General features: G+C 72.6%; 9 protein-coding genes and 1 pseudogene. 2 read left to right on the top strand and 8 right to left on the bottom strand.

Annotated features, from left to right (window positions below):
- Window positions 1–3: 3 nt before the first annotated feature.
- From AB0G56_RS25250 to AB0G56_RS25240, 3 genes and pseudogenes are all read right to left on the bottom strand, one after another.
- Window positions 4–1,488, bottom strand: a complete 1,485-nt coding sequence (locus AB0G56_RS25250; protein WP_360973001.1) for an NCS1 family nucleobase:cation symporter-1 — start codon at window positions 1,486–1,488, stop codon at window positions 4–6.
- A gap of 348 nt (window positions 1,489–1,836) precedes the next feature.
- On the bottom strand, window positions 1,837–2,988 hold the full coding sequence (locus tag AB0G56_RS25245; protein WP_360972999.1) for a zinc-binding dehydrogenase: 1,152 nt from the start codon (window positions 2,986–2,988) through the stop codon (window positions 1,837–1,839).
- Window positions 2,985–3,288: pseudogene (locus tag AB0G56_RS25240) on the bottom strand (putative quinol monooxygenase). The gene AB0G56_RS25245 and the pseudogene AB0G56_RS25240 overlap by 4 nt, the downstream one beginning before the upstream one ends.
- 574 nt (window positions 3,289–3,862) lie before the next feature.
- Between AB0G56_RS25240 and AB0G56_RS25235 the strand changes: the two are divergent.
- Together AB0G56_RS25235 and AB0G56_RS25230 are read left to right on the top strand one after the other, a co-directional pair.
- Entirely contained in the window at window positions 3,863–4,549 is a 687-nt protein-coding gene (locus tag AB0G56_RS25235; RefSeq protein ID WP_360972997.1) for a TetR/AcrR family transcriptional regulator, read from the top strand.
- Between the two features lie 186 nt (window positions 4,550–4,735).
- Window positions 4,736–6,286, top strand: a complete 1,551-nt coding sequence (locus AB0G56_RS25230) for an MDR family MFS transporter (RefSeq protein ID WP_360973099.1) — start codon at window positions 4,736–4,738, stop codon at window positions 6,284–6,286.
- 233 nt (window positions 6,287–6,519) lie between these two features.
- On the opposite strand, the gene AB0G56_RS25225 is transcribed toward AB0G56_RS25230, so the two are convergent.
- The 5 genes from AB0G56_RS25225 to AB0G56_RS25205 form a co-directional block, all read right to left on the bottom strand.
- On the bottom strand, window positions 6,520–8,478 hold the full coding sequence (locus AB0G56_RS25225) for a bifunctional metallophosphatase/5'-nucleotidase (protein WP_360972995.1): 1,959 nt from the start codon (window positions 8,476–8,478) through the stop codon (window positions 6,520–6,522).
- A 104-nt stretch (window positions 8,479–8,582) separates the two neighbouring features.
- The gene (locus AB0G56_RS25220; RefSeq protein ID WP_360972993.1) at window positions 8,583–9,917 is read right to left on the bottom strand and encodes an MFS transporter; all 1,335 of its coding nucleotides are present in this window, start codon (window positions 9,915–9,917) and stop codon (window positions 8,583–8,585) included.
- 377 nt (window positions 9,918–10,294) lie between these two features.
- The gene (locus AB0G56_RS25215; RefSeq protein WP_360972991.1) at window positions 10,295–10,738 is read right to left on the bottom strand and encodes a hypothetical protein; all 444 of its coding nucleotides are present in this window, start codon (window positions 10,736–10,738) and stop codon (window positions 10,295–10,297) included.
- A 234-nt stretch (window positions 10,739–10,972) separates the two neighbouring features.
- Entirely contained in the window at window positions 10,973–12,358 is a 1,386-nt protein-coding gene (locus tag AB0G56_RS25210) for an AAA family ATPase (RefSeq protein WP_360972989.1), read from the bottom strand.
- A gap of 112 nt (window positions 12,359–12,470) precedes the next feature.
- Window positions 12,471–13,235: a GntR family transcriptional regulator gene (locus tag AB0G56_RS25205; protein WP_360972987.1), complete on the bottom strand. Its 765-nt coding sequence runs from the start codon at window positions 13,233–13,235 to the stop codon at window positions 12,471–12,473.
- Window positions 13,236–13,314: the final 79 nt, after the last annotated feature.

The following is a 13,314-nucleotide window of genomic DNA, read 5'->3' as shown; positions in this document are numbered from 1 at the left end:
GGGCTATTCCGCGGCGACGGCGATGGCCTCGCCGTCCAGGTCACGGACGGGCGTGGCACGGTCGGCGAGGGCCGTGTACAGCACGGCGCCGAGGGCGGCACCGACGAACCAGGAGAATCCGGCCGCGGAGTGGAAGAGCGGCACCAGGGCGACGGTGACGGCGACCGCGGCGCTCGGGACGAAGGCGGCGATGGCGCGCGGGTTGTAGCCGCGGCGGTAGTGGTAGTCGGCGTGCGGGTCCTCGGTGTACAGGGCGGGCACGTTCACGCGGGACTTCCGCAGCATCCAGTAGTCCGCCATGATCACGCCGAAGAGGGGGCCGAGCAGGGCACCGAGGCCGCCGAGGAAGTAGTTCACGGCGACCGGGTTGTTGTACAGGTTCCAGGGTGTGATGACCAGGCCCAGGCCCGCGCTCACCAGGCCGGCCCTGCGGAAGTCGAGCCGCCGGGGGAACAGGTTGACCAGGGCGTAGATCGGCGCCACGAAGTTGGCCAGCAGGTTCACGGCGACGGTCAGCGCGATCAGCGCCAGTGAGGCGACGGCCAGCAGGAACATGTTCGGGATGGTCCTGACGATGTCCGTGGGGCTGGTGATGACGCGTCCGTCGAGCTTGAACTGGGCTCCGCTGAGAACCGCCACGATGCAGGCGAAGAAGAGCATGTTCACCGGGATACCGACGACGTTGCCGCGGACGATCGAGCCGCGGCTGCGCGCGGAGCGGGTGAAGTCGCAGAAGTTGAGCACGAACGTCCCGTAGATCACCACCCACAGGGCGGCGGCCTGCAGCACCTGGAGCCACATCGCGCCGCCGGTGAGCGGCCGTCCGTCGTCGAGGGAGACGGAGCCGCCCGCGCGGACGAACATCCACACCGCCAGGGCGCACATGGTGAGCAGGGTGGTGGGCGCGGCGAAGGCCATGTAGCGGCGGATCATCTGCATGCCGTAGCTCACGATGAGCACTTGCAGGCCCCACAGCGCCAGGAACGTGATCCAGCCCAGACTCGACTGGCCCAGCAGGGAGTTGGTGTCCAGGCGGCTCAGTCCCGGGAACATGGCGACCAGGAGGGTACTCAGGACGGCCGAGGCGAGGTAGGTCTGGATACCAAACCAGGCGACGGCCACGAGGCCGCGGACGGCGGCCGGTATCTTCGCGCCCTTGACGCCGAAGGCGATCCGGCTCATGACGGGGAAGGGGACGCCCGTCTTGTGTCCCATGAAGCCGGAGAGGGTCAGCAGGAGGAAAAGCAGGACGGAGGCGAGCGCGAAGGCGGCCAGGATGCCCCACACGTTGAGCCCGAGGGCGAACAGGCCGATGGCGAAGGCGTAGTTGCCGAGACTGTGCACGTCGTTGGCCCAGAGCGTGAAGACGTTGTAGGCGCCCCAGCGGCGCCCTTCCCGTTTCGTCGGGGCGAGGTCGTAGGTGTAGAGGGCGGAGCTGGTGGCGGTGACGTCGATCTCCACGGACGACCGGTCTTCCAGGGCAGTCATGCAGGACTCCTGGGTTTCAGGGGGGAGGGAGTACGGGATTTCCACAAACCGGAAGAGCGCTTCCGTTGGCCCAGAACGTAATGAGCACGGAAGAGCACCGTCAAGAGTTGTGCGGCAAAATGGAATACCATTTTTCGGATCGCTCGGGACCTGCCGCCCTCCGGCCGGAACTCCTCGCCGACCGCAACTGCGCCCTGCACGTCGGCCGGCTGCTGACGGCACCGGCCCGCCTCCCCCGGTGAGGGGGAGACGGGCCGGTGCGGTGCCGTGTCCGTCCCCGCGGGCATGCGGGGTGCCGTCAGGGCGGACCGGTGAAGGGCCGTGTCCGGTGTGCGGTGGCCGGTGTCCTCACGCCCGCCCGGCCGCCGAGAGCAGGCCCGAGGTGTCGACGACCTGGCGCACCGCGCGGCCCGAGGCGAGTTCCTCCAGGGCCGTGTTGATGTCGTCGAGGGCGAGGGTGTGGGTGTGCAGTTCCTCCACCGGCATCAGGCCGGCGCGCCACAGGCCGAGGAAGCGCGGGATGTCGCGGCGTGGCACCGCGTCGCCCATGTAGGAGCCGACGATGCTCTTGCCCTCGCCGGCGAACGCCAGCGCGGGGACTTCGAGGGGCCGGCCGGGTGCCGGGAGGCCGACCGGGACGACCGTGCCGCCGCGGCCCACCGTGTCCAGCCACGCGGCCATCACCCGCGGGCTGCCGACCGCCTCGATCGCCACCTCCGCTCCCCCGCCGGTCAGGTCGCGCACGGCCTCCACCGCCTCGTCCGGGGCGAAGGCGTGGGTGGCACCGAGCCTCAGGGCCAGTTCGCGCTTGGCGGGCACCGGGTCGACGGCGACGATCGGGCTCGCGCCCGCGGCGCGGGCCCCGAGCACGGCGGACAGGCCGACCCCGCCGAGGCCGTACACGACGGCGGACCGGCCGGGCCCCAGGCGTGCGGTGTTGATGGCGGCGCCGGCGCCCGTGAGCACGGCGCAGCCGAACAGGGAGGCGACGGCGAACGGCACGTCGGAGGCGATCGGCACCACCGACTCCTGGGCCACGACGGCGTGTTCGGCGAAGGCCGAGATGCCCAGGTGGTGGTGGACCGGGCCGCCTGAGGCGTCCGTGAGCAGGGACGGGCCGTGCAGCAGGGCGCCGGAGCCGTTGGCGGCGGCGGCCCGGTCGCACAGCGCGGGCCGGCCCTCGTTGCAGCGCGGGCAGTAGCCGCAGCCCGGTACGAAGACGAGCGCGACGTGGTCGCCGGGGGCGAGGCGGTCGACGCCGGGGCCCGCCTCCTCGACCACCCCGACCGCCTCGTGGCCCAGCGCCATCGGCAGCGGCCGTACCCGGTCGCCGTTGACGACGGACAGGTCGGAATGGCAGAGCGAGGCGGCGGCCGTGCGCACCCTCACCTCGCCCTCGCGCGGGGTGCCGAGGCGCAGTTCCTCGATCTCCACGGGGCGCGTGCGGTCGTAGGGGCGGCTGCGGGAGATCTCGCGGAGGACGGCGGCGCGGGTCTTCACGCGGTCACCTCCGCGCGGGGTGCGCAGCGCAGGACGTCGCGGCTCTCCAGGAGCGGGACGACCTGGGCCAGGACGATGTCCTGGAAGTGGGCGGTGCGGCAGTGGGCGGCGAAGTCCGCCTCGGCGGCGTACTCCTCGTACAGGGCGAGGACGCGGGGGTTCCTCGCTGCCCTGGTGGACGCGGTAGCCGAGGCAGCCCGCTTCCTCGCGGGAGGCGGCGGCCACCTGGTCCAGGAGGCTCAGCACGGTGTCCTGGCGGCCGGGCAGGCAGCGGTAGCGGGCGATGACGGTGAAGCTCACGGTGGGACTACTCCGGGGGTTCGGGAGGGAGGTGGTCGCGGCGCAGGTGCCACAGGCGGGGGTCGGAGGTGGCGGCGGCGACCGAGCCGAGGGAGAGGGCCAGAGCCACGTCCTCGGCTGTCTCGACGAAGCCGTGGCGACGGACGGCGACAGCGCACGCCGGGCCTCCTGGCTCATCCGGCCGGTGATCGGCGCGGGCATGATCTCGACGAGGTAGGAGTAGGCGTCGAGGAAGAGTCCGCCGAAGACCAGGTACCAGATGACCCTCGCCCGACCGGAGATCCTTCCCAGCCCGTCGATGAGAGCCACGACGTCGGCGACGCCGTAGACGCCCGGACGTTGTGCCATGAGTCCGCCTTAGGGGAAGACCCGCCGGCAGCACGCGGCACACGAAAAGCAGGCACGACGACGCCACCGACAGGTGGTCTTTGTCTGTGCCTGCCCAAGCTCCGCGGAAAGTCCGGCGGAAGCAGAGATGACGTTAAGGACCAGCGGGGGCGGCGTCAAGGGTGCGCGACGTACGGGTCCTGCAGCTGAGGCACCGCATTTTGCATGCTCTGCACTTTTGCATAACATGCACATTGTGACGGAGGAAGAGACCGCTCGGGGCGGGCTGCGGGAACGGAAGAAGCGGGCGACGCGCGCCGCTCTCACCGAGGCCGCGGTGCGCCTGGCCGCCGAGCACGGGGTGGACAAGGTCACCGTGGAGGCCATCAGCGCCGCGGCGGGCGTCTCGGTGCGTACGTTCTTCAACTACTTCGAGTCCCGGGACGACGCCTTCCTGCTCCTCGACGCGGACGCCGCCGCCCGGGTCCGGCACGCCGTGCTCGCCGCGCCGGCCGGCCTCTCCCCGCTGGAGGCCGTCCGCGACGGCGTGGCGGCCGAACTGGTGGGGGTCGAGCAGCAGCACGAGCTGTGGACCCTGCAGGCCGACGTGCTGCACGCCGCACCGCACCTCCTCGTCCGCAGCCTCGGCGCCCACATGGCGGACGAGACCCGGCTGGCCGAGGCCATCGCCGAACGGCTGACCGCCGACCCCGGCTCCCCCGGCCGCCCCTCCCCGGACACCGGGGAGCCGCCCCGGACGGTCGGCCTCTATCCGCGTCTGGTGGCCGCCATCGCGAGCACCGCCGTGCGGGTCAGCGTCGAGCACTGGTGCTCACGCCAGGAGGAGGCCGCCTTCGCGGACGTCTTCCGCGAGGTCTTCGAACTGCTCGCCGCGGGACTGCCGACGCCACCCGGGCCCGGGACCCTGTCGTAGCCGACTCCGCGGCCCGGGTCCCGCTCCGCCCCCTCACCCCTGCCGCACTGCCGCCCCACCACCGCCTCACTCCCCCCACCACTTTCTCCGTGCCGCCGCGCGGATCACCCGTCCACCACGTTCACCTGTGTCGAAAGAGCTGTCGTGACCTCACTGCAGGCGCCTGAAGAGGCGTCTCCCACCGCCATGACCAACCGTCAGATACTCCAGGCCATGTCCGGCCTGATGGCCGGCATGTTCGTGGCGATCCTGGCGGGCACCGTGGTGTCCAACGCCCTGCCCACGATCATCGCCGACCTCGGCGCCAGCCAGTCCGCGTACACCTGGGTCGTCACCGCCGAGCTGCTGTCCATGACGGCGACGGTGCCGCTGTGGGGCAAGCTGTCGGACCTGTACAACAAGAAGCTGCTGCTCCAGCTGTCGCTGAGCATGTTCGTCGTGGGGTCGCTGCTGGCCGGCTTCTCCCACGGCGTGGGACTGCTGATCTTCAGCCGGGTGGTCCAGGGCATCGGCGCGGGCGGCCTGACCGCACTGGCCCAGGTCGTCATGGCCTCCGTCATCCCGCCGCGCAGGCTGGGCAAGTACGCCGGCATGTTCGGCGCCGTCTTCGCGGTCGGCACGGTGGCCGGACCGCTGGTCGGCGGTGTCCTGGTCGACACGTCCTGGCTGGGCTGGCGCTGGTGCTTCTTCATCGGGGTGCCGTTCGCGCTGCTGGCCATCGCGCTGCTCCAGCGCACACTGAGCCTGCCCACCGTCCGGCGCGAGGTGAAGATCGACTTCCTGGGCGCCTTCCTCATCGTGGGCGGCGTCTGCGCCCTGCTCATCTGGGTCTCCCTCGCGGGCAACCAGTTCGACTGGGCCTCCTGGCAGACGGCCGCGCTCACGGGCGGCGGACTGCTGCTGCTCGTCGCCGCCGTCCTCGTCGAGGCGCGCACCGCCGAGCCGGTGATCCCGCTGAGCATCTTCCGCAACAGGACGGTGACGCTCACGACGGTCGCGAGCCTCTTCGTCGGTGTCGCCATGTTCGGCGGTACGGTCTTCCTCTCGCAGTACTTCCAGGTGTCGCTCGGCAAGTCCCCGACCGTCGCCGGCCTGATGAGCCTGCCCATGATCCTCGGCCTGCTGGTCTCCTCGACCGTGGCGGGCCAGGTCATCAGCAAGACCGGCAAGTGGAAGCGGTACCTGGTGGCGGGCGCGGTCACGATGACCGTCGGCCTGGCCCTGCTGTCCACGATCGACGCCGACACCTCCTTCGCCCTGCTCAGCCTCTACATGGCGGTGCTGGGGGTCGGCGTCGGCATGCTGATGCAGAACCTGGTGCTGGCCGCGCAGAACGACGTGCCGGCCGCCGAGCTGGGCGCCGCCACCTCCGTGCTGTCCTTCTTCCGCAGCATGGGCGGCACGGTCGGTACCAGCGTCCTCGGCGCGATCCTCGCGCACCGGGTCACCACGGAGCTGGCCAAGGGCCTGAAGGCGGCCGGTGTCACGCCCGCCGCCGGCCGGCAGCAGGGCGGCACGAGCGGGGTGCCCGACATGAAGTCCCTGCCGGGCCCGATGCGGTCCATCGTCGAGCACGCCTACGGCGTCGCCACCGCCGACCTGTTCCTCGTCGCCGCGCCCTGCGCGCTGCTGGCGCTGATCACCGTCGTCTTCCTCAAGGAGAAGCCGCTGAAGACCACCAGCGGCATGGAGCGCCTCGCCGAGGAGTCCGACACCGCCGCCGCGCCGGTCGCCTGATCCGCAGACCGCGGCCACGCAGGGGGCAGTGCGCCTGGCACTGCCCCCTGCGTCATGCGGTCCCCGTCGTGCGGTCCGCGGCATGCGGTCCGCGGCATGCGGTCCGCGGCATGCGGTCCGCGGCGGGGGCCTGCGTCATCCGGTCCGCGTCATCCGGTCCGCGGCGGGGGCCTGCGTCATGCGGTCCTGGTGGTGCGAGCCGCACGCTCCGGAGCACGGGCCGCGGCCGCTCCTCAGCACGGGACGCGGAACCCGCGCCCCGCGTTCCCCGCGCGGGCGAGTTGCGCGGCCTCGGTGCGCGAGCCGGCCGCCGCCCCCTGGGCGCCGAGGGCCGCGCGAGGCGTGCTGATCTCACCGAGGCGGGCCGCGGGAGCGGCGGCGTTGCGGACCGTCACCCGGTCACGGGCGGCCGGAGCGATCACCTTGTGCCGCCGGACGAACGCCACGAAGCTCTCGAAGTCGCGCACGTGCCGGACCGGCTCCCGGAATCCCGCGAACGCGGTGAACCCGTCGGCGCCCAGCAGCGTGTACGCGGTCGCCGCCAGCCGGTAACGGCGGGAGAGGTCCAGGCGGCGGCCGTCGACGAGGACGTCGGCCGGGTCGACGCGGTCCCCGGCGGGGCCGGTGGCGTCGAAGGCGTAGCGGACGTTGCGCGACACGGCCAGCGGCGCGAACCGCAGGCTGCCGTCGGCCGCGTGGGTCCACTGCTGCTCCAGGGCGTCGTGGAGCTGGCGGCCGGTGACGGTCACCGTCAGGACCGGGTCGCCGTAGCCGAGGGCGTTCCAGGCCTGCCCGAAGGTGACGGTCCCGCCTGATGCGGTGTCGTGCGGGAGGTCGTGGTTGATGACGCTCTGGCCGACCTGCGGTGCCGTGACGATCAGGGCGAGTTCGGCGGGGGTGTTCGGTTGGTCGTTGCCGTCGTTCATCGGGCCGAGCGGTTGCCGGCCGGCCCACAGCGCCCAGTCGGCCGCCAGGTCGCCCATGGTGCTCTCGCCGCTGTCGTCGCGCACCCGGGTGAAGGAGGCGGTCTGCCTGCCGATGGGGGTGCGGGCGCGCCGGGCGGCGTAGCCCTCCCAGTAGTCGGCCACCTGCTGCAGCTCGCGGTCCGGGGCGATGTCGCGGGTGTTGGGGTGGTTGGTGGTGGTCGTCAGGGCGCGGACGACCTTGCCGGTGCGCGGGTCGAGGCGGAGGTTGATCTCGTTCACCAACTGGCCGTGGCAGCCCGCCTCGACGAACGGCCGGGGCACCCCTTCCGGGTCCGGGACCATCATCGCGAAACGGCAGTGCCAGTGGCCGGTGACGATGGCGTCGATGTCCGGGGAGACCTTGAGCGCCAGGTCGTAGGCGGGGCCCGAGGGGTTGCTGCCGGTGGTGAAGTCGCTGCCGGCGACCGCTCCGTCGTGCATGCTCAGCACGATCGCGTTGACGCCGCGCGCCTTGAGTTCGGCGGCACGGCGGTTGGCGGTGGTGATCTCGTCGAGCGAGGAGAGTGCGGGTTGGTAGGAGGTGGACCCGGTGTCGGTGCCCACGGCGGTCAGGTGGATGAAGCCGATCGGCAGTCTGCGCCCCTTCCCGGCGTCCACCCACTCGATGTTGTACGGCGGCAGTACGGTGCGGCCGGTGCGCGACCACACCATGTTGGCGCTGTAGTAGCGGAAGTCGGCGCCGCGGAACCTCCGGCCGGTGGAGTCGGGGAAGGCGTCGTCCTCGCCGACGCGCGGGAAGGGCACGCCGTTCTCCATGTGCGCGGTCAGGAAGGCCGGGGACTTGTCGAACTCGTGGTTGCCCGCGGTCGCGAAGTCCAGGCCGAGCCGGTTGAGTGCTTCGACGGTCGGCTCGTCGGCCAGGCTCTCGGCATCGAACTCCCAGCCGGAGAAGAGGTCTCCGGGCGCGAAGAAGAGGGAGTTGCGGCGGCCGTCCCGCAACCGCTTCAGGTGCGCGGCGAGGTAGCCGACCCCGCCCACGGTGTACGTCCTGCCACCGGCTCCGGTGATGACGGCGGTGCTGCCCGGCGCCGCCTGCAAGTAGCCGTGCAGATCGGTGATGTTGAGCAGTTGTACGTCCACCAGTTCGTGCGCGGTGCCCGCGTCCCGGGCGTCGTCACTGGCGTGGGCGGGCGTCCCGACCGCGGCGGCGGTGACGGCTCCGCCGGCCGCGGTGAGGAACGTGCGCCGTGCGAACTCTCGTGCCATCTCGCCCTCCGGTTCGTGTGAACGACCCAGGAGTCAAGCGGCCGTTCGGGGCGGCAGGGCCACGGCGGGACGGATCCCGCGTGAACAGTCGGGGGACGCCGCCGCTACGTCCGTGTCCTGGTCCCTGCCCACCTGCGCACCTGGACGCCCCAGACCACGGCCGCGGCGAGGGCGATCGCCACGACGGCGGTGGACATCCCGGCCTGGACGCCGACGCGGACGGTGAGCGTCCCGGCCACCAGCGCGCCGAGCGGGACGCCCAGGCCGGAGGAGAGCATCCGGCGGGTGGTGTTGACACGGCCCTGCAGTTCGGCCGGTGTCACTTCCTGGGAGTAGGTCATCGTGTTCACCAGGACCACGAGGTACGCCGATCCCCACGCGGCCAGCGCGAGGAGGGCGATCCGCCAGTCGGAGGTGCGGACGAGGACCAGGCCGAGCACGGCCCCGACCGGCAGGACCCCGAGCAGCAGGGGGAAGGCCGCGAAGCGGCGCCGCAGCCGGGGCAGCAGCACGGACCCGCCGATGCCTCCGGCGCTCCACGCCGTGTACAGCAGCCCGATCCGCCCGTCGGAACCGTGGACGCCCAGCACCCGGTCGGCGAAGACGGCGAGCTGTCCGACGATCGCCCCGCCGGAGAACGACTGGAGGGTGCCGACCAGGGCCATCACGCGCAGTGTGGGGTGCCGGAGCAGGAAGCGGAGCCCCTCGCGGACGGACTCACCGAACGCCGGGCGGTGCCCCGCCGGTGCGCCGGGGCGTTGGGCGGTGCGCGCGACGGCCTTGATGAGCAGCGCGGACACGGCGAAGGACAGGGCGTCCAGGGCCAGGGTGCGGGCGGGCTGGAAGAGCAGGATCAGGCCGCCCGCCAGCGCGTTGCCCGCGATCCGTACGACGGTCTCGGCGCCGTAGAGGGCGCTGTTGGCCCCGGCCAGGTTGTCCTTGCCTACGATGTCGGGGACGAATCCGTACACGCCCGCGTCGAAGAAGAGCCCGAGCGCCGCCGAGGCGAGGGCGACGGCGACGAGGTGCCCGCCCGTCAGCACGCCCAGGGCCGCGGCGAGCGGGACGGAGGCGAGGCAGGCCGCGTTGAGCCAGTCGGTGGCGATCATCAGGCGCCGCCGGTCGGTCCGGTCGGCGACGGCCCCGGCGATCAGCCCGAAGACCACGTAGGGCAGGGTGCCGGCCGCCGCGACCAGGGAGACCATCAGGGGCGAGCGGGTCTCCTGGAAGGTCAGGACGGGCAGCGCCACCGCGGTCACGGCGGAGCCGAGTCCGGACGCCGCGCGCGACATCCAGAACCAGCGGAAGCCGGGAAGGCGGCGCAACGGGATGGGCGGGTCCTTCGGTTCGCTGTCGCAGATCTCCTTGTCGGTGCCGGGGGCCGGAGTTCCGTCCGGGACGGGTGCTCCGGGTGGTCGCTGCGGTGAGGTGGACGTCATGCGGGCTCCCAACAGGGGTGGGCCGCGGCCAGGCGCGGCGCAGGGGTGGTCGGCCGGGGGCGCTGTGGAGGGCGGCACCGGCTGGAGAAACAGCGAAACCCCACCGGGCTGTCGCCGGTGGGGTGTTGTGCGGGTGTCCGATCGTGGCCGCCCGCCCGTGCGGGGGGGGGGCGGTCGCTGTCGCGGATGCCGGAGGGCCGAGGAACACGCTCAGGAGGGCGGTGGTTCGTCGGACGCGAGGGGCGGAGAAGTCCGCGGCGGCTCGGTCGGGCCGAGACCGGGGGCCGTCGAGTGCGGCCCCGGGAATCGGATGGACCATATCAGGGCGTGCCGGTGGCGGGTCAAGGGGCGGTGCGGGAAGGGGGCCGCGGGAGCGGTCAGGGGTGCCTGTAGTACTTGCAGGCCAGATCCTCGATGCCCTTGTGGTCGAGGCAGACCTTGACGCGGGTGGCGCCGCCGGAGGCGTCCGCCACGACGGAGAAGGCGAACTTCGCGGACGCGTTGCACACGGACGGGCGGTAGCCGTCGGCCGCGAGGGGCTTCGTGCCGCTGTACGTCGTCAGCCAGGTCGTCCGACAGGACGTCGGGCTCACGGACTTGTGTTCGCCGGAGATGCTGACCGACCGGTTGTGCCAGGTCAGCGTGCCTTTGGTGTAGGTGTTGCCGTAGGGGACGTCGAAATGGCTGGTGGGGTCCGCGGCGGTCTGGGCTCCGGCGGCTCCGGCCTGGCCGAGAAGCGTGGCGGCGGTGAGCACCAGCGTGCCGAGACCTGCCGCGAGCTGCTTGCGCATCATGTGCTCCACAGGGGTGTCGGAGGCCATCGCACCGGATCGGATGCGGCGCGGCCTTGGCCTCGTGGGGGCTGACGCGTCGAGTATGGCGGAGGGCCCGGGTGGTCCGTGGCGATATGCCGTATTACGTCAACTGGCCGGAGGAGCCTGCCGACCGGGAGGGAGCGCTGTTCGCCCTGGCGTCCGGACGGCAGTCCGGGACACCGCGCGCACGAAGGCGCGGCGGTGTCCCGGACGGTCCGGACAGCCGGTGGCCGCGCCCGGTCAGGTGGCGGCGCGCAGCCGTTGGTCCCTCCGGCGCGGCGTGAGCATCGGCCGGGGCAGGCCGACGAGGACGGGGCCGACGTGGTTGCCGGGCGGGGCCGCGAGGCAGTGGGCCGTGTACAGGCGTACGGCGTCGTGCAGGCGGTAGCGGGCCCGTCCCTTACCGTCGGTTCCGCTGACGTGGGTGACCTGCCGGTGCAGCAGTTCGTCGAGGAGGTCCGCCGCGTGTACTTCCGACGGCGTGACGCGGGCCGTCACCTCCTCGGTGCCGAAGTCGCCCCGCAGCGCCGCGAGTCGGTTCAGGGCGGTCGTGATCTGCGGCGGGAGCCCTTGGTGGTGGGCGGCGACGCTGTCCTGCAAGGACAGGTCGCCGACACGCAGGACGCGCAGGCGTTGTTCCTCGTCGGCCAGGCGGTGCGCCAGGTCGCGCAGGGACCGGTGGGGGCGGGTGGTGAGCCACAGCCCGGCGATGTGCAGGGCCAGCGGCAGCCGCGCGCAGGCTTCCACGACGTCGGTGGCCGCCGAGCGTTCCGCCCGGATGCGCGCGGCGCCGACGAGGTCGTCCAGCAGCCGGTGGGCGTCGGGCCGGTCGAGCGCGCCGATCCGGTAGGGCAACTGACCGGGCAGCGCGAGCAGTTCGCGCCGGGCGGCGACGAGCACCGCGCTGCGCACGTCGTCGACGAGCAGGGGACGCACCTGTGCTTCGGTGTCGGCGTTGTCGAGGACGACGAGGACACGTCGTCTGCTGAGCAGGTCGCGCAGCCGGGCACCGGCTTCTTCGGGCCCGTCCGGGTCGGGGGCGGCGCCGAGGGAGCGCAGGATGCGGCGGACCAGCCGGTCGGGGGTGAGCGGGGCTGAGGCCGTGGGGTGCAGGTCCACGAAGATCTGGCCGTCGGGGAAGCGTTCGCGCACGGTGTGGGCGGCACGCAGGATCAGCGAGGTCTTCCCGGCGCCGGGTGGGCCCACCACCACCGCGAGCCGTTGGTGGCCGGGGCGGTGTTCCTGCGCGCGGAGGTGGGCGCCCATCTGGTCCAGGAGCGTCTGACGGCCGGCGAGGCGGGGGCGGGGGGCCGCTGGGAGTTCGGCCGAGGCGGAGACGGAGACGGCGGCCGAGGCGGGAAGGGCCGTGGGCCGTGGGCCCGGGCGGTGCCCGCTGCGGGGGGTGCGCAACAGGCGCCCGATGTCGCCGGGTTGCAGGCCGAGGGCCTGGGCGAGCAGCCGCAGTGACTGGGTGCGGGGCCGGGCGGTGTGGCCGGTCTCCAGGTTGCGGATGGCCCGTACGCTCAGTCCGGACCGGCGGGCCAGGTCCTCCTGGGTGAGGCAGGCGGCTTCCCGTGCGTCGACCAGGGTCTGCGCGAGGGCCTCCAGTGCGGTGGTGTCGGTCACGTCATGCCCATCTCGTCGTGCTTGTCATGACATCCCTGGATCGATGTGGTGGGGCTGTGGGGCGGGGACGGTGGCGGGAGTGGGGGGACGTGGTTCCGGCGCGCCGGGTGGTTCACCGCCGGGGACGTGTCAGGGGCACCGTGAAGGTGTGGCGGGAGCCGGGGTGGACGGAGCGGGTCCACTCCAGCGGGAGTCCGTCGTCGTCGCGGGAGTGGCGGGTGAGCAGCAGCATGGGGAGCCCCACGTCGGTGGCGAGGAGTGCGGCCTCGCGCGGGGTGGCGACGGCGGTCTCGATGGTCTCCTCGGCCTCGGCGGGGCGCACGCCGTGGTCCTCGGCGAGCGCGGTGTACAGGGAGCCGTGGGCGGCCAGGGAGCGGTGCAGGTCCGGGAAGCGGTGGGCCGGCAGATGGGTCGTCTCGATCGCCGTGGGCACGCCGTCGGCCAGCCGCAGCCGTTCCAGGCGCAGCACGCGCTCGCCGGGGCCGAGCCCGAGCAGGCGGGTGAGCCGGGCGTCCGGGTCCCTTTCGCCGATGTCCAGGATCCGCGTGGCGGGTCTGAGGCCCTGGGCGCGCAACTCCTCGGTGTAGGAGGTGAGTCGGAGAGTACGTCGGAGTTTGGGGCGGGCCACGAACGTGCCTTTCCCGTGTACGCGGTCGAGCCGGCCCTCACTGGCGAGTTCCTGGAGGGCCAGCCGGACGGTGGTACGCGAGGTGTCGAACCGGAGGGCGAGTAATCGCTCGGCGGGCATGCGGGAGCCGGGCACCAGCGCCTCCGTCAGTTCCAGAACGTGCTGCTTGACGCGGTAGTACTTGGGCACCCGCGCGCCGCGGCCCGTGGCGGGCCGCTCGTGTCGGGCGCTGCTGACAACGATGGTCAAGGCCTGCCTTCCCGGCCGTCTCACCGGCCTCCCGTTATAGCCCTCAACTCGCCATTGGTCCAGTCCAGATGAGACGGCG

Source organism: Streptomyces sp. NPDC021356 (assembly GCF_040641015.1).
Classification (GTDB): Bacteria; Actinomycetota; Actinomycetes; order Streptomycetales; family Streptomycetaceae; genus Streptomyces.
Note: the sequence above shows the minus strand (reverse complement) of the source record. Positions and strands in the feature narration are given on the sequence as shown.

Excerpts from the sequence above, each read along its gene's own strand:
- AB0G56_RS25250 (WP_360973001.1), bottom strand. The coding sequence starts at position 1,488 with ATGACTGCCCTGGAAGACCGGTCGTCCGTGGAGATCGACGTCACCGCC.
- AB0G56_RS25235 (WP_360972997.1), top strand. The coding sequence starts at position 3,863 with ATGCACATTGTGACGGAGGAAGAGACCGCTCGGGGCGGGCTGCGGGAA.
- AB0G56_RS25230 (WP_360973099.1), top strand. The coding sequence starts at position 4,736 with ATGACCAACCGTCAGATACTCCAGGCCATGTCCGGCCTGATGGCCGGC.
- AB0G56_RS25225 (WP_360972995.1), bottom strand. The coding sequence starts at position 8,478 with ATGGCACGAGAGTTCGCACGGCGCACGTTCCTCACCGCGGCCGGCGGA.
- AB0G56_RS25220 (WP_360972993.1), bottom strand. The coding sequence starts at position 9,917 with ATGACGTCCACCTCACCGCAGCGACCACCCGGAGCACCCGTCCCGGAC.
- AB0G56_RS25215 (WP_360972991.1), bottom strand. The coding sequence starts at position 10,738 with ATGGCCTCCGACACCCCTGTGGAGCACATGATGCGCAAGCAGCTCGCG.